The organism is Collinsella aerofaciens (genome assembly GCF_901212495.1).
GTDB lineage: Bacteria > Actinomycetota > Coriobacteriia > Coriobacteriales > Coriobacteriaceae > Collinsella > Collinsella aerofaciens_H.
On sequence record NZ_CAAKNY010000020.1, the window covers coordinates 33,404 to 55,080 of the forward strand.

Sequence of the window (21,677 nt, forward strand, 5' to 3'; positions counted from 1 at the left end):
TTGGGGTTGGTGGACTAACGCTGTGCAGCGTCTTCTAGGAGGGCGTCCCAGATGGCCAGCGCTGCGGCTGCTTCGGCTACGGGGACGGCGCGCGGGACGATGCAGGGATCGTGGCGGCCGTGGACCGAGAGCTCGGCATTTTCCATGGCGTCCATGTCCACCGTCTGCTGCTCTCGGCCGATGGAGGGCGTGGGCTTTACAGCCATGCGCCACATGACGGGTGCCCCGGTCGAAATGCCGCCCAGGATGCCACCGGCATTATTGGACTCGACCTCGATCTTGCCGGTATCGGTGTCGATGCGATACGGATCGTTGTTCTCGCTGCCGCGCATGGCGGCGACGGCAAAGCCCATGCCAAACTCCACGCCCTTCACGGCGGGAATCCCAAACGCGATCTGCGCGATGCGGCTCTCGATGCCGTCGAACATGGGGTCGCCGATGCCCACGGGCAGGCCGTAGATACCGCACTCCACGATGCCGCCGATGCTGTCGAGCTCGTCGCGCGCGGCCAGAATCTCCTCGCGCATGCGACCGGCTGCAGCGGCGTCAATACACGGCAGGTCGTTCTCGAGAATCGCCTTGCGGTCGGCCTCGCGATAGACCATGTCGTCCATGGGCAAGTCGGAGATGCCGCCGATCTGCGCCACGTGCGCCATGACTTGAATGCCACGGGCCTCAAGCGCCTGCAGCGCGATGCCGCCGGCGATGCACAGGGGCGCCGTCAGGCGGCCGGAGAAGTGTCCGCCGCCGGCGACGTCGTGCATGTTGTGGTACTTCACTCGTGCCGGGAAATCCGCATGGCCCGGGCGGGGTTTGCGGCGCAGCTCGGAGTAGTCCTTGGAGCGCGTGTTGGTGTTCTCGATGATCGCGGCGATAGGCGCACCCGTGGTGTGTCCATCAACTATGCCGGCGATAATGTGGGCGGCGTCGGCCTCGCGGCGCTTGGTCGCGGTCTCGTCACGGCCGGGGGCACGACGGTCGAGGAAGGCCTGCAGCTGCTCCTGGTCAACGGCGATACCTGCCGGAATGCCATCGAGCGAGCAGCCGATGGCGGGGGAGTGCGACTGGCCGAAGATGCTTACGTGCAAGACGTTGCCAAAGGTCGAGGACATGCTATTCCTCCTCGAGCGTGACCTTGCCGCCCAACAGGCGGTAGTGGTCGAAGAAATCGGGATAGGACTTGTTGACGGCCTCGGCGCCGTGGATCACGACCTCGCCGGTGGCGCGGCTTGCGGCGATGGCGGCCATCATGGCGATGCGGTGGTCGTTGTGCGAATCGACCTCGCCGCCGGTAAAGGCATCGACACCCTTGATGATGAGGTCGTCGCCGGCAATGCGCACCTGCGCGCCCAGGGCGCTAAGCTCGCGGGTGGTGGTGACCAGGCGGTCGGATTCCTTGATGCGCAGGCGCGCGCAGTCACGGATGAACGTGCGGCCTTGTGCCAGCGAGGCAACGGCCGAGATAACGGGCACCAGGTCGGGGATATCGTGGGCGCTCATCTCAAAGCCAGCGAGCTTGTCGGACTGCACGGTGGCGGCGTTGGTGGAGCGCACGATGCGGGCGCCAAAGCGCGAAAGCGCGGCGAGCACGTTGCGGTCGCCCTGCGCGGAGCTCAGCGACACGCCCTCCACGGTGATGGGGTCGGTGCCGATGGCGCCGGCGCACAGCCAAAAGGCGGCGTTGGACCAGTCGCCCTCGACGATTGCGCTGCCGGGCGTGCGGTACGAGCCGCTGTTCACGCGGAAGTTCGTGACCTCGGGCTGGCCGTCCTTGGCCGGAATACGCTCGACGTTGACCTCGATGCCGAAGGCCTTCATGGCCTGGATCGTCAGGTTGATGTAGGGGCGGCTCTCGATGAGGCCGGTTACCTGCACGCAGGAGGGCTGGGCCAGCAGCGGGGCTGCCAGCAGCAGGCCGGAGATATACTGCGAGCTCACGTTGCCCGGGAGCACAAAGGTGCCCGGGCGCATGCGGCCGCTCGTCTTGAGCGGAAAACCGCCCAGCCCCTGCAGGTCGCAACCGGCGGCAATGATCTCGTCCGAGAGTGGGGAGAGCGGGCGGGCGCCCAGGCGGCCCTGGCCCACGAAGGTGGCCTCCGCGCCCAGCGCGCAGGCGACAGGCAGCATAAAGCGCAGCGTGGAGCCGCTCTCACCGCAGTCGAGCGTGCCGCCGGCAAGGGCCTTGAGCAGGCCAAATTCAACGCTCTTCATGGTGGGGTGGACCTGGAAGCCGTCCTCGACGATCTCGATGCGGGCGCCGAGCGCCGTGAGGCAGCGCACCGTGGCCTCGATATCGGCGCAGGTGGTATTGCAGGCGACGTGCGTCTCGCCGTTGGCAAGCGCGGCGCAGATGATGAGGCGATGCGCCATCGATTTGGACGCGATGGCGGGAACAGTGCCCTTGAGCGGGGAGGGGGTGATGCGGGCTAACATGCGGATGCGTCTCTCTTCTGGCCGAGGCCCTCGGCAATTAAATCGTGGAAGGTGGAAAGCGGCGTGCGGTCGATGCTGCAGCGGCCAATGCCGTGCGGAATTACCAGGTCGATGGTGTCGCCCGCGCGCTTTTTGTCGTGGAGTGCCTCGGCAAAGACGGCATCGGCATCTAGGTCACAGCGGGTCTTGAGGCCATGGCGGGCGCAAAGCTCCTCAATACGACCGGGCAGTGCAGCATCGCAGATGCCATGCAGGGCTGCGGCACGCGTGATGATGCGCATGCCAATCGACACGCAGTTGCCGTGGCCGAGCTCATAGTGCTCGCAGGCCTCGACGGCGTGCCCGGCGCTGTGGCCAAAGTTGAGGAGCTTGCGCTGATTGGTTTCGCGCTCGTCGGCAACGACCACGGCGCGCTTGATGTCGATATTGCGGGCGATGATGAGCGCCACACGGGCCACGTCGCGGTTGAGCAGCTCAAGCGTGAGCGGGGTCTTCTCCAGCTCGGCGAAGAGCTCGGGGTCGGCGATCACGGCGTGCTTGACGACCTCGCCGCAGCCGTCGGCGAACTGCTCGGGCGTGAGGGTGGCCAGGCATCCCACGTCGGCGATGACAACACTTGGTTGCCAAAAGGCGCCGGCCAGGTTCTTGCCGGCTGCCAGGTCGATGGCCGTCTTGCCGCCGACCGACGAATCCACCATGGCGAGCAGGCTTGTGGGAATCTGCACAAACTTGCAGCCGCGCATGTAGGTGGCGGCAACAAAGCCCGCCACGTCGCCCACGACGCCGCCGCCGAGCGCCACGATCACGTCGGAGCGCGAAAGCTCGTGCTCGGCCACAAACTCCAAGATGGCAACGTAGGTCTCGGCACGCTTATGGGCCTCGCCGGCCTCGAAGGTGCAGATGCTCACCTCGTAGCCTGCGGATTCGAGGCTCTGCTTAACGGGCATCTGATAGAGGGGGCCTACGTTGGTGTCCGTTACGATGACGGCGCGGGCGCCGCCGGCGGTGGCGCGTACGAGTGGACCTGCCTGCTCCAGCAAAAACGTGCCCACATGCACCTGGTAGGGGCGTGCGGTGTCGATATCGATGGTAATCGCCATAAGCTTCGGTCCTTTCGACCTGGCGTGATGGGTGGTCTAGTGGGAGGCCTCGTCGTCGAGCGCGCGCTTGATGCGGTCGCCCTCGGCAAGGAGATTCTCCAGATAGCGCTGGTCGCGGTCCTTAAGGGCACGGCTGTAGGCGGCGAGCGAGTCGATCAGATGGTCGATCTCGAAGGCGAGCGCATCGGCGTCGTCGATCATGAGCTCAGACCACATCTGCGGATTGAGGTGCGCCACGCGGGTGAGGTCTCGGTAGCTGCCGGCCGAAAAGCCGTGGTGGACCTGAGCGGTCGGGCTCTTAACGTAGGCGTTGGAGACGACGTGCGCGAGCTGGCTCGTAAAGGCGATGACGCAGTCGTGCTCGGCGGCACTCGTTACGCTGAACTTGCCAAAGCCCAGGGGACGTACCATCTCGCGCACCTGGCCCAAAAGCTCCAGCTTAAGTGCGTCGTCCACCGCGGGCGGTACAAGCACGAGCGGTGCGCCCTGGAACAGGTCGGCGCGGGAATGTGCGTAGCCCGAGAACTGCGTGCCCGCCATGGGGTGCGCGCCCACAAAGTAAAAACCGTGCTCGCGGGCAAGCTCAAAGGCGCGCTCGCACACGATAGCCTTGACGCCCACGGTGTCGATCACCACGGGGCCCATGATGGCCTCGGTATCGGTGGCGTCGGCGAGTGCCTGGGCGTGCGCCTCGAGCCATTCGATGCAGGCCTCTGGGTAGCATGCCAGCACGATGATGTCGCATTCGCCGAGCGTCTCGTCGTTGAGCTCGCCGGCAACGGTGCCCATGCTGGCGGCCGTCATGACGTCGTCATCGGGGTCCCAGGCCAGCACGCGGACGCCCGCCTGCGCATAGCCGCGGGCAAAGCTGCCGCCGATGAGGCCCAGGCCCACGATGCCGGCGCACTTGGGGCCACCTTGGTTAACGCGTGCGTTTCTCACCGTACCCATGGGCTACTCCTGAACGGTCTCTTGGCAGACGACCTCGCGGATGGCGCGGATGCGGCGCATGGTGTCGTCGAACTGGTCGGGGGTGAGGGCCTGAGCACCGTCGGACCAAGCGTGGCTCGGGTCGTCGTGGACCTCGATCTCCAGACCGTTGGCTCCGCAGGCGGTCGCGGCGAGCGCCATGGGCTCAACATAGCGCGTGTAACCGGTGGCGTGGCTGGGGTCGGCGACGACAGGCAGGTGCGACAGGTGGTGCAGCACCGGCACGGCGTTGAGGTCGAAGGTGTTGCGGGTGCGGGTCTCGAAGGTGCGGATGCCGCGCTCGCACAGGATGACGTTGTCGTTGCCCTCGCTCATGATGTACTCGGCCGCCATAAGCAGTTCGTCGACGGTGCCGGACATGCCGCGCTTGAGCAGGATCGGGGTCTGCGTCTTGCCGACCTCCTTGAGCAGCGGGAAGTTCTGGGCGTTCCGAGCGCCAATCTGCATGACGTCGATCTTCTTGTCGAGGAAGACCTGCACGTCGCGCGGGTCCATGATCTCGGTGACGATCGGCATGTGGAGCTCGGCGGATGCCTCGCACAGCAGGTCCAGGCCGGCGGGGCCCATGCCCTGGTAGGCGTACGGGGAGGTGCGGGGCTTGTAGGCGCCGCCGCGCAGCATCGTGGCGCCGGCGGCTTTCACGCGGCGGGCGATGCGGATGAGGTTCTCGCCCTCGACGGAGCACGGGCCGGCGATGACCTGGAACTGGTCGCCGCCGATCTTGACGCCGTGGCCGCAGTCGATGACGGAGTCCTCGGGGTGGAACTTGCGGTTGGCGCGCTTGAACGGCTCGGAGACGCGCTGCACGCGCTCGACGACGTCCATGGACTCGAGCAGGAACGGGTCGATCTTGGTCGTATCGCCCACCAGGCCGATGATGGTCTCGTTCTCGCCGCGCGAGACGTCAGTCTTGAGTCCCTTTTTCTCGATCCAGCTAACAATGTGGCTTACGGCCTCGTCGCTGGCGCTCTGCTTTAAAATTGCAATCATGGTGTGCCTCTCACCTCGATGGATGGCCCTTGCAAAAACGGCCCGCATCGCGAGCCGTATTATATGGTGCATGTGAGTTTATACTATCTGACTCGCTTTTGCCGTCTAAAGCGCGCCCTCGCGGCGCGTCTCCCGCGTAATTGCAAAGCTTTTTCTATTATTTTGTTAGCCCGCGGCGCACTTGGGTATAATGCCTACCGTTCGCCCTATTAGCTCAGGGGATTAGAGCGTCTGCCTCCGGAGCAGAAGGCCGTTGGTTCGAATCCAACATGGGGCACCATCGAACGTAAGACCGTCCGAACCTCGCATGGTCCGGGCGGTTTTCTTATACCGACGCGACGTGATGGGACGTGGTATGGCAGCAACGGATATCGAGCGCGGACTCTCGACCGCCGAGGTCGAGGAGCGCATCGCCGCCGGTAAGATCAACCGCAACATGGAGCTCAAGACCAAGTCGGTCCGCGAGCTCATCATCGAGAACCTCTGCACGCTGTTTAACTTGATCAACGTGGTCTTGGCGATTTTAGTGTTGCTGACCGGTTCGTTTAAGAACCTGACGTTCCTGTTCGTGGTGTTCTTGAACACGGCAATTGGTGTCATCCAGTCCATGCGTTCCAAGCGGATGGTCGACAAGCTTACGCTGCTCACCTCTAAGAAGGCCATCGCGGTGCGCGACGGCGCCGAGGTGGAGCTCGACCTGGACCAGATCGTGCTCGACGACATCATTCGCCTGGGGCGCGGCGACCAGATTCCCGCCGACGCCGTGGTGGTGTCGGGCGAGGCGCTCGTCAACGAGAGCCTGCTGACGGGCGAGAGCGACCTCATTAAGAAACAACCGGGCTCCGAGCTCATGAGCGGTAGCTTTATCGATTCGGGCCTGCTGCGCGCCCGCGTGATCCATGTCGGCGCCGATAACTACGTGGCAAAGATCAACAACGAGGCCAAGTACGTCAAAAAGGTCAATTCCGAGATCATGAACGCGCTGAACGCCATCGTGCGGTTCGCGAGCATTATCATGATTCCGCTTGGTCTGGCGCTCTTTTCCTCGAGTGTGACCGAGCTGTGGGATGCCGCGGGATCCCCGGGCGATAGCGCGCTTTCCTGGAGCTTCTCCGAGCTGCTGGCGGGTCGTGTGCCTTCTTCGGCGCTGCTGTCCACGGTGGGTGCCCTGCTGGGCATGATTCCGCAGGGCCTGGTGCTGCTGACTTCGTCGGTGCTCGCGATTGCCACGGTGCGCCTGGCGCGTCGCAAGGTGCTGGCACAGCAGCTCTACTGCATCGAGACGCTCGCGCGCGTCGACGTGCTGTGCCTGGACAAGACGGGCACCATTACCTCGGGCCGTATGGAGGTCGAGGGCACCTACCCGCTGCCTGTTGAGGGTGTTGGCTTTGGCGCGGACGCGGACGAGGCAGCTGTTCCCGTCGAGACCACGGTGCTCGACTTCGCGCTCTCCAACGTGGCGCGTGCGACCTCGGCAGATGCCAACGAGACCTGCCAGGCGCTGCTTAACTATTACGCCGATCGTCCGGTCGAGGTGTCCGAGCCGCTGTCGGTCATTCCGTTCTCGTCGTCCAAAAAGTGGAGCGGCGCGTCGTTTGCGCAGGGCTCCTATGTGATGGGCGCCGCGCAGTTTGTGCTCTCTGATCGCGCATTTGCGCAGGTCGAGAATCGTGTGGCCGAGCTCGCCGATACCTGCCGTGTGCTCGTGGTGGCGCGCGTGGACGGCTTTACGCCCGACGGCGATATGGTGGGCGAGGCCGAGCCCGTGGGCTTTGTGACCATCCGTGACGAGATCCGTACCTCGGCGGCCGAGACCATCGGCTACTTTAACGAGCAGGGCGTGACCCTCAACGTGATCAGCGGCGACGACCCGCGTACGGTGTCGTCGATCGCGCGCGTGGTGGGCGTGCCGGGCGCCGACGCTTACGTGGACGCCACGACCCTCGATACGCCTGCCAAGCTCGATGCGGCGGTGGACCGCTATCACGTCTTTGGGCGTGTGACGCCGCAGCAGAAGCGCGAGCTCGTACAGGCGCTCAAACGCCGCGGGCACACCGTGGCCATGACGGGCGACGGCGTCAACGACGTGCTGGCGCTCAAGGAGGCCGACTGCTCCGTGGCGATGGCCGCCGGCTCCGATGCCGCGCGCAATGTGGCCGAGATCGTGCTCGTCGATAACGACTTTGCCTCGATGCCCGCTGTGGTGGCAGAGGGCCGTCGTTCTATCAATAACCTGCAGCGCTCTGCCGCGCTCTTTCTGACCAAGACGCTCTTCTCGATGGGCCTGGCGGCGCTGTGCATCGCGCTGCCGCCGTATCCCTTCGAGCCCATTCAGATGACGCTCATCAACTTCTTCTGCATCGGCGCGCCGGGCTTTGTGCTGGGCCTGGAGCCCAACAACGCCCGCGTGAAGGGGTCGTTCTTGACCAACGTGCTTAAGCGTGCGCTGCCGGCGTCGATTGCGGTCATTTTGGCCGCGGCGCTCGATATCTTTGTGGCGCGCGTATTTGGCTTTAGCCAGCTTACGCTTTCGACCATGTGCCTGCTCACGTCGTGCGCGGCGAGCGTCAGCCTGATCTGGCGCATCTCGCAGCCGCTCACGCCCTTGCGCGTGGTGCTTTTCGTGTTTGTCATCGCTGGTATTTTGACGGGCGTTATCGGGTTCCCGGGGCTGCTGTCCATCGCCAACCTGTCGATGGGTCAGATTGTCATCTTGGCGGTTATCGTCGTCTTTACCTGTGCGGTGTTCTTTAAGCTTGCCACGATGATGGACTCGCTCAAGCCCCGTCGCCGTCATGCGGCTACCGGTTTTGGCCGTGGCGTGCGCGTTCGCCTGGGTCGCGGCGGCGGCAAGGTGAGCTCGACGGGATCGACCGCCGAGCGTTTTGCCAAGCGCGTTGCCGCCGATATGGCGCAGCGCCGTGAGGCGCGCACTGTCCGCGAGGCCGAGGCCCGTGCACTCGAGGGCGTGGCCCAGACCCAGCCCAAGAATAAGAAGAGCGCCGTTGCCAAGCGTTCCCGCGTGACCAAATCGGCCCAGGGCATCAAAGTCTCGATGCCAAGCAAAAAGAAAAAGTAACCACACCTCACAGGGTAGCTAATTTGGGACGGGTCTTTTTTGGCTGCCCTAGTTGATGACGCGATCGATTTGGCCAATTGGCGGCAGGGCAGCTAAAAAAGCCCCGTCCCAAATTAGCTACCTTAGCGATGTTGAATTGGTGCCTTGCGCTTGTGGGGCCGTGGCGATGTTATGCTCTAACCTCAATTGTTTGAATTGCTTCGGAAAGAGGATGCCGTGATCTGCCCGCATTGCCTAAAGACCATCGAGGACGGCGCCTCGTTCTGCCCCTATTGCAACGCATACGTTGGTCCGGGCGATGGCCCCGAGCATACCGAGTTCGTGTTCTGCGACGGCTGCGGCGCCCGTCTGTCCCCGCATGACCGTACCTGTCCCAAGTGCGGTCGCCCCGCGCCAGGCATCCTTTCCGAGAACACGGCCGCATCCGACCTGGCCGCAGGGCGCACGGCCGGCTTTCCGCGCCTGACGCAGGAACAGATCGATACCGAGGTGCCCCACGCACCGGCATCTGCCGCCGCGGTGCTCTCCGATGCAGCCGACCCCAACGAGACCTGCGTGCTGCCTGCCTTCGATAAGGACTTTGGCATCCCCAAGGTCGATATCCCCGCGCCGGTGTCCCTGCGCGATGATGCCCAGCCCAAAAAACAAAAGCCCAAGCGCAAGGCTCACCCCGACGAGGATGCCTATCACAAGCACAAGCGCCATATCCCCAAACCGCTCATCGTCATCGCGGTGCTCGCCGCCGTGTGCGGTGGTGCGTATTGGTTTGTGACTGCCGATCCCATGGGCGTCATGCCCGGCTTCTACGACCAGTTTGGCCAGGCTGCCAAGACCACCTTCCCGTCGCGCCAAAAGGGCGAGGCCGCCGAGAAAGAGTCCAAGCAAGAGGATGCGTCCGAGGCCGTTCAAAAGGAGACCGTCTTAACCGACGACCAGCTCTACACCAGACTCGACGGCCTGTACCAGACCATCGTGTCGTACAGCGACGAGGATCAGATCGGTGAGGTCATCGATTCGTTTAATAACGGCTATCTGCGTACACCGCTCTCCACCCGCCAGGAGCTGTCGCAGAGCGCCTATGCCCTACGCGATCAGATTAAAAAGACCCAGGATGAGCTCAACAACCTCAAGGTTCAAGACGACACGGCCTATGCGGAGGACATCGATCATCTAAAGCAGCTTGCCCAGTGGATGTACGAGCGTGTCGACGTGATCTGCCAGAGCTGGGATATCTCGCTGTCCATTCCCGACGGCGAGTCGCTGAGCGCCCGTCAGAGCGAGATCCTGGCGCCCATCGCGCAAGGCGCCAACAGCGCGCTGAACCAGTACGACGCCAACGTGAGCGCATGGAAGCCGCAGCAGCGCTCGTAATTTGTTGCCCTCCGGCGGCATAACCTGCGTGCGCAATTGATGGAAGCCCGTGCTTATTGCTACAATTCGTACAAATATGCTTTAAACGCACGAGGAAGGAACCACATGTTTGGTTTTAAGAAAGAGCTCTATACGCCCGAGTACCAGCTCGTCGGTGACGAGCGCGCGGTGATCGAGACGTCGAAGGGCACCATCAAGGTCAGGTTTGACGGTGAGGGCGCCCCCATCCATGTGGCGAACTTCTGCGAGCTTTCCACGATGGGCTTCTATGACGGCCTTAAGTTCCATCGCTATGTGCCCGGCTTTGTGATCCAGGGCGGCGACCCCAATACCCGCGATATGTCCGGCGCCGACGTCGCTGCCGGCCTTGAGGGTCCCGACGGCATGCCCGGTACCGGCGGCCCCGGCTACTGCATCAAGGGCGAGTTTGCCACCAATCCGCGCAACAGCCATGTTGACGGTGCGCTTGCCATGGCCCGCTCCATGGATCCCGATTCCGCGGGCTCTCAGTTCTACTTCTGCCTGGGTGCCCAGCACAACCTCGACTCCGGCTATACCGTCTTTGGCACCACGGTCGAGGGCCTCGACGTCATCTCGCAGCTGCGCGCCGGCGACGAGATCGTTCACGTCGAGATCGTTCACGAGTAAAGGGGACTTCCTTGAATAGCCAGCTGATCCAACAGGGCCGCGCCGCTTATCGCGCGGGTGATTTTTCCGCTGCCGCCCAGATGCTTGGCGCGGCAAAGACTCCCGACGAGATCATGGGTGAGGCCGACCATCTGCGCGGCAACGCCCTGATGCATCTGGGCATGTACGCCGAGGCCGCCGAGGCCTACGCCGCCGCCCTCAACGACGGCGCCTATGGCAAGCGCGGCGCCCTGCTCACCAACCGCGGCAAGGCACTCGCCGCGGCGGGCGACTACACCACGGCCGCCCAGGCCTTCTCTGCAGCTACCCAGGACGCCTCCTACGCCACACCGTTTAAGGCCTACCTGGGTCTGGGCAATGCGCTGTTCCAGTCGGGCGACTATGCCAACGCCGGTACCGCCTTCCGTCAGGCTGCCATCGACGGCGCCAACCCGGCTCCTGCCGCCGCCCTCGGCGATCTGGGCCGCTGCTTCATCAAGCTCGGCCGCCCCGCGGACGCCGTTGAGACTTACCGCACGGCTATCGACTTTGCCGGCCCGCGCGACGATACGCGCGCCCTCAACGCCGGCATGGGCCAAGCACTTTCCGCCGCCGGCCGTCCCTCCGATGCGCTCGATGCCTTTAACGCCGCTACCGCCGACGGCATCTACCAGCTCACGCCCGAGCAGGCCGACGAGCTTGCCCGCGTGCACGACTCGCTTGACGCGCTTTCGGCCCAGACGGCCATGGCCACGGCTCCGGCTCCCGCGATGGATGCTCCCACTGTCGACCCGCTCGATCCCACGGGTGCGACCGGTCAGTTTATGCCCGACCCCTCTGACACCGGCTTCTTTACGCTGTCCGAGTCCGAGATGGTCCAGCAGGACCGCAAACAGGCCAAGGTTCGTCGTCGCCACCGCCACACGGGTCTTAAGATCTTCCTGGTGCTACTTCTGCTCATCGTGATCGCTGCCGGTGGTCTTGGCTATGCCTATACGCGCGGTATGGGCTACCCTTCGCAGGAGTCCGTCATCACCGACCTGTTCCAGGCTGCCGGTGACGGCGATACCGCCAAGGCCGAGTCCTGCCTGGCCTCGAGCCTGTCCGAGGACGCCAAGTCGATGATTATCTCCTCGATCCCGCAGGGCGCCACCGTCTCGATCGAGGGTATGGATCAGTCCATGACCGAGACCACCGCCAAGGTGAAGGCTTCGCTGTCCAAGGGCGGCGAGCAGGAGTACACCGTTAAATTCGTGCGCTCCGACAACCATATCGGTTGGGCCGTTTCCTCCTTCGATATCGATTTCCCGGCCGCTGACAAGCAGTAGTGACCTTATGAGATTTGGCTCTGCCCGGCGCTTCACCGCAAGTGAGGTGCCGGGCTTGCGCTAGTATGATGGGCTAGTAGTCTTCCAGCAATCATCCAACACATCAGGAGTTGCGTTGTTTTCTTTGATGGATATGTTCTTCGGTAGCTATGCGGGCGATCTCGCTATCGACCTCGGTACCGCCAATACGCTCGTCTCCGTGCGCGGCAAGGGCATCGTCATCCGCGAGCCCTCCGTTGTCGCTATCGACAAGAACGACGAGCGCATCCTGGCAGTCGGCATCGAGGCCAAGCGTATGCTCGGCCGCACGCCCGGCAACATCGTGGCCGTTCGCCCCCTTAAGGACGGCGTCATCGCCGACTTCGATGTCACCGAGGCCATGCTTCGGTACTTTATCGACAAGGCTTCCGAGAAGCGCTATCCGTGGACTCCGCGTCCGCGCGTCGTCGTCTGCGTTCCCTCCGGAGTGACGTCGGTCGAGAAGCGAGCCGTCTTTGAGGCCACGATCCAGGCCGGCGCTCGTCAGGCCTACCTGATCGAGGAGCCCATGGCGGCTGCCATCGGCGCCGACCTACCCGTCGAGGAGCCCACGGGCTCCATGGTCATCGATATCGGCGGCGGCACCACCGAGGTCGCCGTTATCGCTATGGGCGGGATTGTCGTGTCGCAGTCCATCCGCATTGCCGGCGACGAGTTCGACCAGGCTATTCTCACCCATGTTCGCGATGCCTACAACCTGGCTATCGGCGAGCGCACGGCCGAGGACATCAAGATCAAGGTCGGCTCCGCCGTGCCGCTCAAGGATGAGCTCGATGTCGAGGTCAACGGACGCGACGTTATCACGGGCCTGCCCAAGACCGTGCGTATCGAGAGCGAGGAGATACGTCGCGCGCTTAACAAGCCGCTCGACGAGATGGCCAAGGCCGTCAAGGACGCTCTGGACGCCACGCCGCCCGATCTTGCCTCGGACCTTATGTACTACGGCATTCTGCTGACCGGCGGTGGCGCGCTGCTGCGCGGCCTCGACGTGCGCCTGCGCGACGAGACGGGCGTTTCGGTCAATGTCAGCCCCACGGCGCTCGATAACGTTGTCAACGGCTGTGCCCGCGTGCTCGAGGCCAACGCCTTTGACGGTGGCTTCGTCCAGACCAATGCTTAATTTCCAAAAGGTGGATTCCATTTGGCACGATCTTCGGGTTTCTCTCCAAATCTGAATACCAAGCGACAATCAACGGGTATGCGCCCGTTGATTGTTTTCAGCCTGATTTCGGTGTTGCTGCTCACGTTTTATATCCGTGAGGGCGAGGCCGGGCCGATTCATGCCGTGCGCTCGGGTGTGACGACGATTACCTCGCCGGTGCGCTTTGTGGGCTCGGCCGTGGCGGCTCCCTTCAACGCGATCGGCAACGTGTTCTCCAACCTCACGGCTTCGCAGGAGTCGCTCGACGACCTCAAGAAGCAAAACGAGGTGCTGACCTCTAAGGTCGCCGAGCTTTCCGAGGCTCAAAAGACTGCCGAGCGCCTGGAGGGCCTGGTCGGGCTGCAATCGACCTACAACCTTAAGTCGACCGCTGCTCGTATTGTCGGTGCGTCGGGCGATGCCTGGACCTCGACCGTTACCATCGACAAGGGCTCTGCAGACGGCCTTACCATCAACATGCCCGTGACGAGTTCTGCCGGTGTTATCGGCCAGATTATCGAGGTATCGGCCAAGACCTCTACTGTGCGCCTGATCGGTGACGAGAACTCGGGCGTGTCGGCTATGGTGCAGGATACGCGCGCCCAGGGTATGCTGCAGGGCCAGCCCGATGGCACCCTGCGCCTTGAGTACGTGAGCGTCGACTCCGATGTCAAAGTGGGCGACATCATCGTGACCTCTGGCATTGGCGGCGTGTTCCCCAAGGGCCTGCCGCTCGGCACCGTTTCCTCGGTGGAGAAGTCGGCCAACGATGTGTATTACACCATCGTCGTACGCGCCCAGACCACGGCAGAGAATAATGAGGAGGTGCTCGTCATCACCTCGCTGACCGACGAGCAGTCGGCTTCGGATGAGGACGTGAGCACGGCTAACAGCACGCCGCAGGGCACCTCGCGCGGCGCTGCGACCAAGACGAAGGACGGGGGTTCGGACGAGAGCTCCGACTCGTCCGAGACGACCGATTCCGGCTCGAGCGAATAGGGAGGGTGTGTCCATGGATCTACACGAGCAGGGGGCGAGCTCCCGCACGTTTGTGATCGCCGCCATCGTGTGCGTGCTTCTGCAGGCAGGCCTGGCACCGCAGATCTCCATTGCGGGCGGTCGCGTCAACTTCATGATTATCCTGGTGTGCCTGAGTGTGTTCTCGGGCGACCCCACGCGGGCTGTCGTCTGCGGTTTTTGCAGTGGCCTGTTCTATGATCTTTCCGCCGCCGTTCCGGTGGGCGTTATGTCGCTGCTGCTGACGGTGGGCAGTTTTGCCCTGGTACACAGCGCGGCCGGTCAGACGGGCGGCTCCCCGAGCGCGCGCGGTATTACCGTGGGCGCCTTCGCACTTGCCATCAACGTGGTTTACAGCATCATCTTGCTGTTTATGGGTCTGGAGACGAGCTTTGTGGTGGCTGTTTTTGGACACGCCCTGCCGTCTTCGATCCTGACGGGCCTGGTTGCCATTCCGTTTTTGCTGTCCGGCGTCGTGCCGCAGTCCGGTTACGGATTCTCCGCACGCGGTGGTCGTCAGGCGGGCATGCGCTTCAAGCCCAAGACCCGCAAACTCAAATAGGGGAGGCCCATAGATGTCTTCCCAGATGACGGTCATCATCGCCGGTATCGTGCTGGTCGTGGCCATTGTGGTTGCGCTGGTCATCATGCGCCGCGGCGATTCCCGTTTTACCTACGATACGCAGCATGGAACGGCCCCGCGCGCTACCGAGGGCGAGGGCAATACCGCCGCTACCGCCTTCAAGGGTCGCTTCTCCATCCTCACCACTGGCGTGGGCGCGATGTTTGCAGCGCTCGCCGTCAAGCTGTGGGGTATGCAGATGGTCTCGTCGGGCTACTACGACAAGCAGGCCAAGAACAACCAGACCCGTACCGTCACCACGCCGGCTGTGCGCGGGCGAATCCTTGATCGCAATGGCGTGGCACTTGTGCAAAACCGTCCCTCGCTTGCCGTCGTCGCCTATCGCGACCTGGCCGATGACACCGTGCTGGTGCGCCATCTTGCCAATGTGCTCGGTATGCCCTATGTTGCGGTCCTGCGCAATATCCAGGACAATTCCGAGGGCGCTCAGAGCCTGCATACCATCGCGACGGACGTGCGCCGCTCCACGGTTGCCTATATCAAGGAGCATGCCGGTGAGTTCCCGGGCGTGAAGATTGCCGAGCGCACCGAGCGCCAGTACCCGTACGGCGAGACGGCCTGTCACATTTTGGGCTACACCGGTACCATCACCTCCGAACAGCTCGAGGCGCAGAATAAGAAGGCTTCGGGCGATAACGATAGCGCAGCCGGTCAGATTACGTACCAGTCGGGCGATATCGTGGGCCAGGCGGGCGTCGAGAGCTACTACGAGAACTTGCTGCAGGGTATTCGCGGCGAGCAGACGGTGAAGGTCGATGCCTCGGGCAACGTGACCGGGCAGGCCGGCGCCGTGCCCGCCAAGGCCGGCTCCGACATTAAGCTCACGCTCGACCTCAAGATTCAGCAAGCCTGCGAGACGGCGCTTGCGGGTGCTATCGAACTCGCCAAGAACACGGGCCACAGCAATGCCGGCAACGGCGCCGTGGTGTGCCTCGATCCCAACAATGGCGAGATTTTGGGCATGGCAAGTGAGCCCAAGTTTGATCCGTCCGTGTTTATCGGTGGCGTCTCCAACGACGTGTGGACCGAGCTCAACGACGATAAGGGCTCGCATCCGCTGCTCAACCGCGCTATTAGCGGCCAGTACATGTCGGCCTCGACCATTAAGCCACTCTCGGCACTGGCCGGTCTTGAGTTTGGAACCTACACTTCAACGCAGACGACCAACTGCACGGGCTATTGGACGGGCCTGGGCAAGGCTTGGGGCAAGTATTGCTGGCTGCACTCCGGCCACGGCATCATGACGCTGCAGTCGGGTATCGCCAACTCGTGCGACCCCGTCTTCTACGACATGGGCAAGGCATTTTTCTACAACGACCAGCACCCCGAGGGTCTGCAGGAGGTCTTTCGCCGTTGGGGGCTGGGCAAGACCTGCGGCATTGACCTGCCAAGCGAGGGTGCCGGCCGCATTCCCGATGCCGAATGGAAAGAGTCGTACTTTACCGATGCCTCTGCCGAGGACCGCAAATGGAATGCCGGCGATATGACGAACATCGCCATCGGCCAGGGTGACATCTTGGTGACGCCCCTGCAGATGGCGTGTGCCTATATGGGTCTTGCCAACGGCGGCAAACAGTACGTGCCTCACGTGTTTTTGTCTGCTGTGTCGCGCGATGGCGACGGCGATGCCTATAAGTACAACGGCAAGGGCAAGAAGAAACGCCTGGAGGCCAAGATCAACAGCGATGCCGACTTGGCGCTCGTCCGCAACGGTATGCACGACGTGATCTACACGGCCTCGACGTCGCTGGCCGCCCACTTTAGCAGCCTGACGCCGCAGGTGTACGGCAAGTCGGGCACGGGCGAGAAAAGCGGCGAGGACGAATACGCATGGTTTTGCGCCTACGCACCGGCCGATGATCCCAAGTATGTCATCGCTACTGTCCTGGAGCAGGGCGGCGGCGGCTCAGATACCGCGATGCATGTCGTGCGCGACGTGCTCGGCGTGATTTATGACGAGCCCGATACCTCATCGGCTACGGGCGATTCTTCGGTTCGATAGGAGGTTGCGATGGATTTTTCGCCGGCGGACCTGTTCCGCTCAACCAAGACCGGCTCCCGCAGCAGCCTGGACCGCGTTAACAAGCAGCTCTCGGCCTCGCGCGGCACGTTTCGCCAGAAGGTACACATCGGTGTGCTGCTGGCTACCGTCGCGCTCGTTGCCTATGGCGCCATCATCATTTGGTCGGCCTCGCAGTTTAAGGCCGATGCCTCGTTCTCACGCCATCTGCTGGGAATCGGTATCGGGGCGGTGCTGGCAGTGCTGGTCTGGCGCACTGACCTGCGCGGTATTTCCAATTTCTCGACGGCGTTGCTCGTCATCGACCTGATCGTGATCTTTTCGCCCAAGATTCCGGGTCTGTCCTATACGGGCGGTCTGGGCATGACGGGCTGGATCAAGATCCCCGGTATCGGCCTGACCTTCCAGCCGGTTGAGCTTGCCAAGCTCATCACCATCTTCTTTATCGCCACGCTAGGCTCGCAATACAACGGCCGCATCGATACCGTTCGCGACTACGTCAAGCTCTGCGGCATGCTGTCCATCCCGTTTTTGGCCGTCGTCGCCATGGGCGACCTGGGCTCGGGCCTGGTTGTGCTGGTCTCGGGTGCCATCGTCATCTGCATGAGCGGCGCACGCCGTGAATGGGTGCTGTCGACCTTGGCCCTGCTGGTTGGTTTGATTGCACTCATCCTGGCGCTTGATTCGGTCTTTGATTCGCTCCTTGGCCACGACGTGCTTATCAAGCAGTATCAGATGAACCGTCTGACAGTCTTCATCGATCCCGACAAAGCCGATTCGGATAATGCCTACAACCTGCAGCAGTCGCTCATTGCCGTCGGGTCGGGTGGCTTCTTTGGTAAGGGCCTGGGCCACGCGACGCAGTCGGTCGGTGGCTTTCTACCCGAGTTTCACACCGACTTCGTCTTCGCCTTCCTGTCCGAGACCTTTGGCTTTTGCGGCTCCTTTTTGCTCCTGTGCCTCTATGTGCTGTTGATCTTCTCGACAATTCGCGTTGCCTTTAAGTGCGAGTCGCTGTTCTTGCGCTTATCGTGCGTTGGTATCGTCGGCATGTGGGCTTTCCAGACCTTCGAGAACATCGGCATGTGCATTGGCATGATGCCGATTACCGGTATTCCGCTACCGTTTATTAGTTTTGGTTCGTCGTCGATGATGATTCAGTTGCTGACGGTGGGTATCGTACAATCCATATGGCGGCATCGTTCGGGCGCCGCGTAACCGCTGGAGGGGTTTGCCATGAAGATTCCCGTAGATAAGTTGACCAGCGCTTTTAAGATGGGCGCGTCTGTTAAGAAGGATACCGATACGCCGGTGCGTGTCTCGGTTTACCTTGATTCGACTGCGTCCCGCTTTCTGGTCGAGACGGTGCGCGATGCCTTTGTGCCGCAGATGACCTCGGGCATTGTGCGTGTTGATCGCCTGGGGGAGGACCGTATCGTTCCCAAGGCCGATACCGACGTGGTGTTGGTCCTCTCGTGCGGATCCGACCGCCTGGAGAGCGCTGTGCAGGAGCTCGTGATTGCCGGCGCGCCCGTGTGCGTGCTTGCCGAGTCCGCTGTCGAGGTGCCGTTCGTTGAGGAATCTACGCCCATGCTCGGCGTGGTGGCGGCGATCGATAAGACCTATCTGCTCGAGACGCTTGCCCGCTGGATCCTCGATCGTACGGACAAGGAGACGGCTTTTGCCGCCAACTTTGCCTTTATGCGCATCGCGGCGGCAAATCGCATCATTACCTCGTGCGCGCTCACCAACATGGCGACGGGCGCCTTAGTGTTTTTGCCGGGTGCCGACTATCCCGTGATGGCGCTGGCGCAGGTGGGCATGCTCTTTGAGCTGGCGGCCATCTTTGGGCGCCGCATAAAGCCCGAGCGCGGCTACGAGGTCGCGGGCGTGCTCGCCGGCGGTCTGGTGATTCGCGCCGTCACCCGCGCATTGGTGAAGCAGACGCCGCACATTGGCTTTGCTGTCAAGGCGCTCACTGCTGCCGCGGGCACCTATGGCATGGGCCGTGCGCTCGTTTCGCTCTACGAGCGCGATGTCGACTACAGCCGCGCCAACGAGGTAGTCGCTGCCACGTTCTCCCGCGTTCGCGATCTGGTGACCACGGTCGCCGGTGCCACCCGTCCCATGAATCCTTTCGAGGATGCATCCGATCTCGCTGCTTAGGGGTTTTCTGTTGCGCGTTCCATACCAAGACTGTTTTCATCTGATCGAGCCGTTGCTCGCCAAGGTCGAGAAGCCGAGTCGCTATATCGATCACGAGTGGGGCACGCTCTCAAAGGCCGATGCCGACTATCGCTGCTGTATGATCTATCCGGACGTGTATGAGGTCGGTCTGCCCAACCAGGGCATCGCCATTCTCTACAATATCCTTAATCAGGCCGAGGGCATTTCCTGCGAGCGCGGCTACGTGCCGTGGCCCGATATGGGCGATGCCATGCGCGAGGCGGGGATTCCGCTGCTGTCGCTCGAGGGCGCAGCGCCCGTGGCATCGTTCGATATCGTCGGCATGCACGTGCCGCACGAGATGGCTGTGACGAACTTCCTCGAAGCGCTCGATCTCGCCGGCATTCCGCTGTTGGCTGCCGACCGAACCGAGGACGATCCCATCATCGTCGCCGGTGGTCCCTCGGTGTATAACCCCGAGCCGTACGCGGCATTCTTCGATGCCATCCTGATTGGCGAGGGCGAGGAGTCGCTGCTCGAGATCTGTCAGCTGCATCGCCGCTTGCGCGACGAGGGCGTCTCCCGCGCTCAGATTGTCGAGCGGCTCGCGACAGTTGCCGGTACCTATGTGCCGTCCCTGTATGAGGTGCGTTATGACGAGCCCTGCTCGCCGCATGGCTACACCGTGTCGCGCGAGGGCAAGGACGTCCCGCCGGTAGTCTACAAGCGTGTCGTCGAGGACTTTGGTGCCACCAATCCGCTTTCTCAGTCGTGCGTGCCGTATGCGCAGCTCGTCCACGATCGCCTGTCTATCGAGATCCTGCGTGGCTGCGCCCGCGGCTGTCGTTTTTGCCAGGCCGGCATGACGTATCGTCCGGTACGCGAGCGCTCGGCCGACCAGATCGTGTCCTCGGTGATCCAGGGCTTGGAAAAGACTGGCTATGACGAGGTGTCGCTGACCTCGCTTTCGACGACCGACCACTCCTGCATCCGCGACGTGCTCGGTAGGCTCAACCGCCGTCTGGAGGACACGGGCATTCGCGTGTCCATTCCGTCGCAGCGCTTGGATTCGTTTGGCGTTGATATGGCCGAGTCGGTCGCCGGCGAAAAGAAGGGCGGCCTGACGTTCGCGCCCGAGGCGGGCAGCCAGCGTATGCGCGACATCATCAACAAGAATGTGACCGAGGAGGACTTGGATCGCGCGGCCAAGGCAGCTTTCGAGGCCGGCTGGAACCGTATGAAGCTCTACTTTATGATGGGCCTTCCCGGCGAGCGCGACGAGGACATCGTGGCCATCGCCAATCTTGCCGATCACGTGCTGGAGCTCGGCCGTTCCGTGGTGCCCAAGGCGCGCCGCGGGTCTATCTCGGTGTCTATCTCGGTTTCGGTGTTCATCCCCAAGGCGGCAACACCCTTCCAGTGGTGCCCGCAGCTCGACTACGACGACGTCAAGCGCCGCCAGAAGCTGCTCATCACGAGTGTGCGCAACCGCGCCGTTCGCGTACACTGCCACGATGCGGAGACCTCGCTTATCGAGGCAGCGCTCTCCCGTGCCGGCCGCGATATGACGCCGGTCATCATCGATGCCTGGCGTGCGGGATCGCGCTTCGACGCCTGGGTGGAGCACTTCTCGCTCGACAACTGGAAGGAGGCCGCTGTCAAAAACGGCATCGATCTTAACGAGCTGGTGCACCTGCCCTACGAGCTGGACTGGCGCCTGCCCTGGGAGCACGTGAGCCCCGGCTGTTCGCGCGGCTTCCTCGAGCGCGAATACCGCCGTTCGCTCGAGGGCGTCACGACGCCCGATTGCACCCGCACGTCGTGCACCGGCTGCGGAATCTGTCCCACGCTCCACGCCAAGAACGTATTGATGGGTGATCGCGCATGAGTGAGCGCCTGACCGACAATTCCACGCTCTTTAGGTTGCGCGTTCGCTACGGCAAGCGTGATCGCCTTAAGTACCTGGGCCATCTGGAACTGATCCACACCATTGAGCGCATCGTGCGCCGTGCGGGCCTGCCCTATGCCGTGACGCAGGGTTTCTCGCCGCATATGCGCGTGGGCTTTTCGTCGGCGCTGCCCGTGGGCACGTCGTCGACCTGTGAGTGGTATGACCTGTTTATGACCGAGTTCGTCGCGCTTGATGAGGCCTTTGAGCGCCTGGCCGCGGCGTCCCCGGCCGATTTGGCGCCCATCGAGGCTGCCTACATCGACGTGCGCACGCCGGCGCTGACGGCTCAGCTTACGCGTCTGTCGTACCGCATCGACTTGCACCTTGACCCCGAAGCCCCCGTGAGCGCCGACGAGGTGCGCGTTGCGATCGACACACTGCGCGCGGGCCATGGCATTGACTATGCGCGTGGCAAAAAGAGTAAGCGCTTAGACCTTGACCACACACTGGTGGGCTATGAGCTCGCGACGGGGGAGTGTGAGGACCATCTGGTGCTCATGCTCGACACCCATGCCGACAACGAGGGCTCCATGCGTCCGGAGATTTTGCTTTCTGCTGCTGATGTTTTGTTGCATGGCTTGACCCCGGGCGTCGATGCACCTATTGTTTCCACCGGTATGCAAGACCTCGTGACCATCTGCTCCTACGATGTCGAGCGTCAGAATCAAGCATGCGAGGACGACGAGGGCCGACTCGTCAGCCCCATACCTGTGCGAACTTGTGGATTTGCTCCACATACTCGTTGACGGGGGTATTATCGCCTGCTACTATATTCGGCTGTT

General features: G+C 62.7%; 17 protein-coding genes and 1 tRNA gene. 13 read left to right on the forward strand and 5 right to left on the reverse strand.

Going from position 1 to position 21,677, the window contains the following annotated elements:
- Positions 1-14: 14 nt before the first annotated feature.
- The 5 genes from aroC to aroF are packed head-to-tail and all read right to left on the reverse strand — an operon-like array spanning position 15 to position 5,513.
- On the reverse strand, positions 15-1,112 hold the full coding sequence (gene aroC / locus SFLMC1_RS01880) for a chorismate synthase (RefSeq protein WP_152073885.1): 1,098 nt from the start codon (positions 1,110-1,112) through the stop codon (positions 15-17).
- Position 1,113: 1 nt separating this feature from the next.
- Positions 1,114-2,433, reverse strand: a complete 1,320-nt coding sequence (aroA, locus tag SFLMC1_RS01885; protein ID WP_152073884.1) for a 3-phosphoshikimate 1-carboxyvinyltransferase — start codon at positions 2,431-2,433, stop codon at positions 1,114-1,116.
- Positions 2,427-3,533 carry a 3-dehydroquinate synthase gene (gene aroB, locus SFLMC1_RS01890; RefSeq protein WP_152073883.1) on the reverse strand — a complete coding sequence of 369 codons (1,107 nt, stop codon included), beginning with the start codon at positions 3,531-3,533 and terminating at the stop codon, positions 2,427-2,429. The genes aroA and aroB overlap by 7 nt, the downstream gene beginning before the upstream one ends.
- A 36-nt stretch (positions 3,534-3,569) precedes the next feature.
- On the reverse strand, positions 3,570-4,484 hold the full coding sequence (locus SFLMC1_RS01895; RefSeq protein ID WP_152073882.1) for a prephenate dehydrogenase: 915 nt from the start codon (positions 4,482-4,484) through the stop codon (positions 3,570-3,572).
- Between the two features lie 3 nt (positions 4,485-4,487).
- Positions 4,488-5,513: a 3-deoxy-7-phosphoheptulonate synthase gene (gene aroF, locus SFLMC1_RS01900; protein WP_148331487.1), complete on the reverse strand. Its 1,026-nt coding sequence runs from the start codon at positions 5,511-5,513 to the stop codon at positions 4,488-4,490.
- Between the two features lie 203 nt (positions 5,514-5,716).
- Here aroF and SFLMC1_RS01905 point away from each other — a divergent pair.
- The 13 genes from SFLMC1_RS01905 (at position 5,717) to SFLMC1_RS01965 (ending at position 21,641) form a co-directional block, all read left to right on the forward strand.
- Positions 5,717-5,793: transfer RNA gene (locus tag SFLMC1_RS01905), tRNA-Arg, on the forward strand.
- Positions 5,794-5,868: 75 nt separating this feature from the next.
- Positions 5,869-8,592 (forward strand): HAD-IC family P-type ATPase, encoded by a 2,724-nt coding sequence (locus SFLMC1_RS01910; protein ID WP_152073881.1) that lies wholly within the window; start codon positions 5,869-5,871, stop codon positions 8,590-8,592.
- 216 nt (positions 8,593-8,808) lie between these two features.
- The gene (locus tag SFLMC1_RS01915) at positions 8,809-9,963 is read left to right on the forward strand and encodes a zinc ribbon domain-containing protein (protein WP_187323816.1); all 1,155 of its coding nucleotides are present in this window, start codon (positions 8,809-8,811) and stop codon (positions 9,961-9,963) included.
- Between the two features lie 105 nt (positions 9,964-10,068).
- Positions 10,069-10,611, forward strand: a complete 543-nt coding sequence (locus SFLMC1_RS01920) for a peptidylprolyl isomerase (protein WP_152073879.1) — start codon at positions 10,069-10,071, stop codon at positions 10,609-10,611.
- A gap of 11 nt (positions 10,612-10,622) precedes the next feature.
- Positions 10,623-11,918: a tetratricopeptide repeat protein gene (locus SFLMC1_RS01925; protein ID WP_226814236.1), complete on the forward strand. Its 1,296-nt coding sequence runs from the start codon at positions 10,623-10,625 to the stop codon at positions 11,916-11,918.
- 127 nt (positions 11,919-12,045) lie between these two features.
- Entirely contained in the window at positions 12,046-13,077 is a 1,032-nt protein-coding gene (locus SFLMC1_RS01930) for a rod shape-determining protein (protein ID WP_006236061.1), read from the forward strand.
- A gap of 78 nt (positions 13,078-13,155) precedes the next feature.
- Positions 13,156-14,097, forward strand: a complete 942-nt coding sequence (mreC, locus tag SFLMC1_RS01935) for a rod shape-determining protein MreC (protein ID WP_152073878.1) — start codon at positions 13,156-13,158, stop codon at positions 14,095-14,097.
- Between the two features lie 13 nt (positions 14,098-14,110).
- Complete coding sequence (locus tag SFLMC1_RS01940; RefSeq protein WP_152073877.1) at positions 14,111-14,677, forward strand: hypothetical protein; 567 nt, start codon at positions 14,111-14,113, stop codon at positions 14,675-14,677.
- A gap of 13 nt (positions 14,678-14,690) precedes the next feature.
- Positions 14,691-16,760, forward strand: a complete 2,070-nt coding sequence (mrdA, locus tag SFLMC1_RS01945; protein WP_152073876.1) for a penicillin-binding protein 2 — start codon at positions 14,691-14,693, stop codon at positions 16,758-16,760.
- A gap of 9 nt (positions 16,761-16,769) precedes the next feature.
- Entirely contained in the window at positions 16,770-17,996 is a 1,227-nt protein-coding gene (locus tag SFLMC1_RS01950) for an FtsW/RodA/SpoVE family cell cycle protein (protein WP_152073875.1), read from the forward strand.
- 18 nt (positions 17,997-18,014) lie between these two features.
- Positions 18,015-18,944, forward strand: coding sequence for a YcjF family protein (locus SFLMC1_RS01955; RefSeq protein WP_152073874.1), 930 nt, complete (start codon positions 18,015-18,017; stop codon positions 18,942-18,944).
- Positions 18,945-18,954: 10 nt separating this feature from the next.
- Positions 18,955-20,832 (forward strand): TIGR03960 family B12-binding radical SAM protein, encoded by a 1,878-nt coding sequence (locus SFLMC1_RS01960; RefSeq protein WP_152073873.1) that lies wholly within the window; start codon positions 18,955-18,957, stop codon positions 20,830-20,832.
- Positions 20,829-21,641, forward strand: a complete 813-nt coding sequence (locus tag SFLMC1_RS01965; RefSeq protein WP_152073872.1) for a TIGR03936 family radical SAM-associated protein — start codon at positions 20,829-20,831, stop codon at positions 21,639-21,641. Before SFLMC1_RS01960 ends, SFLMC1_RS01965 begins: the two co-directional genes overlap by 4 nt.
- The last annotated feature ends 36 nt before the right edge of the window (positions 21,642-21,677 follow it).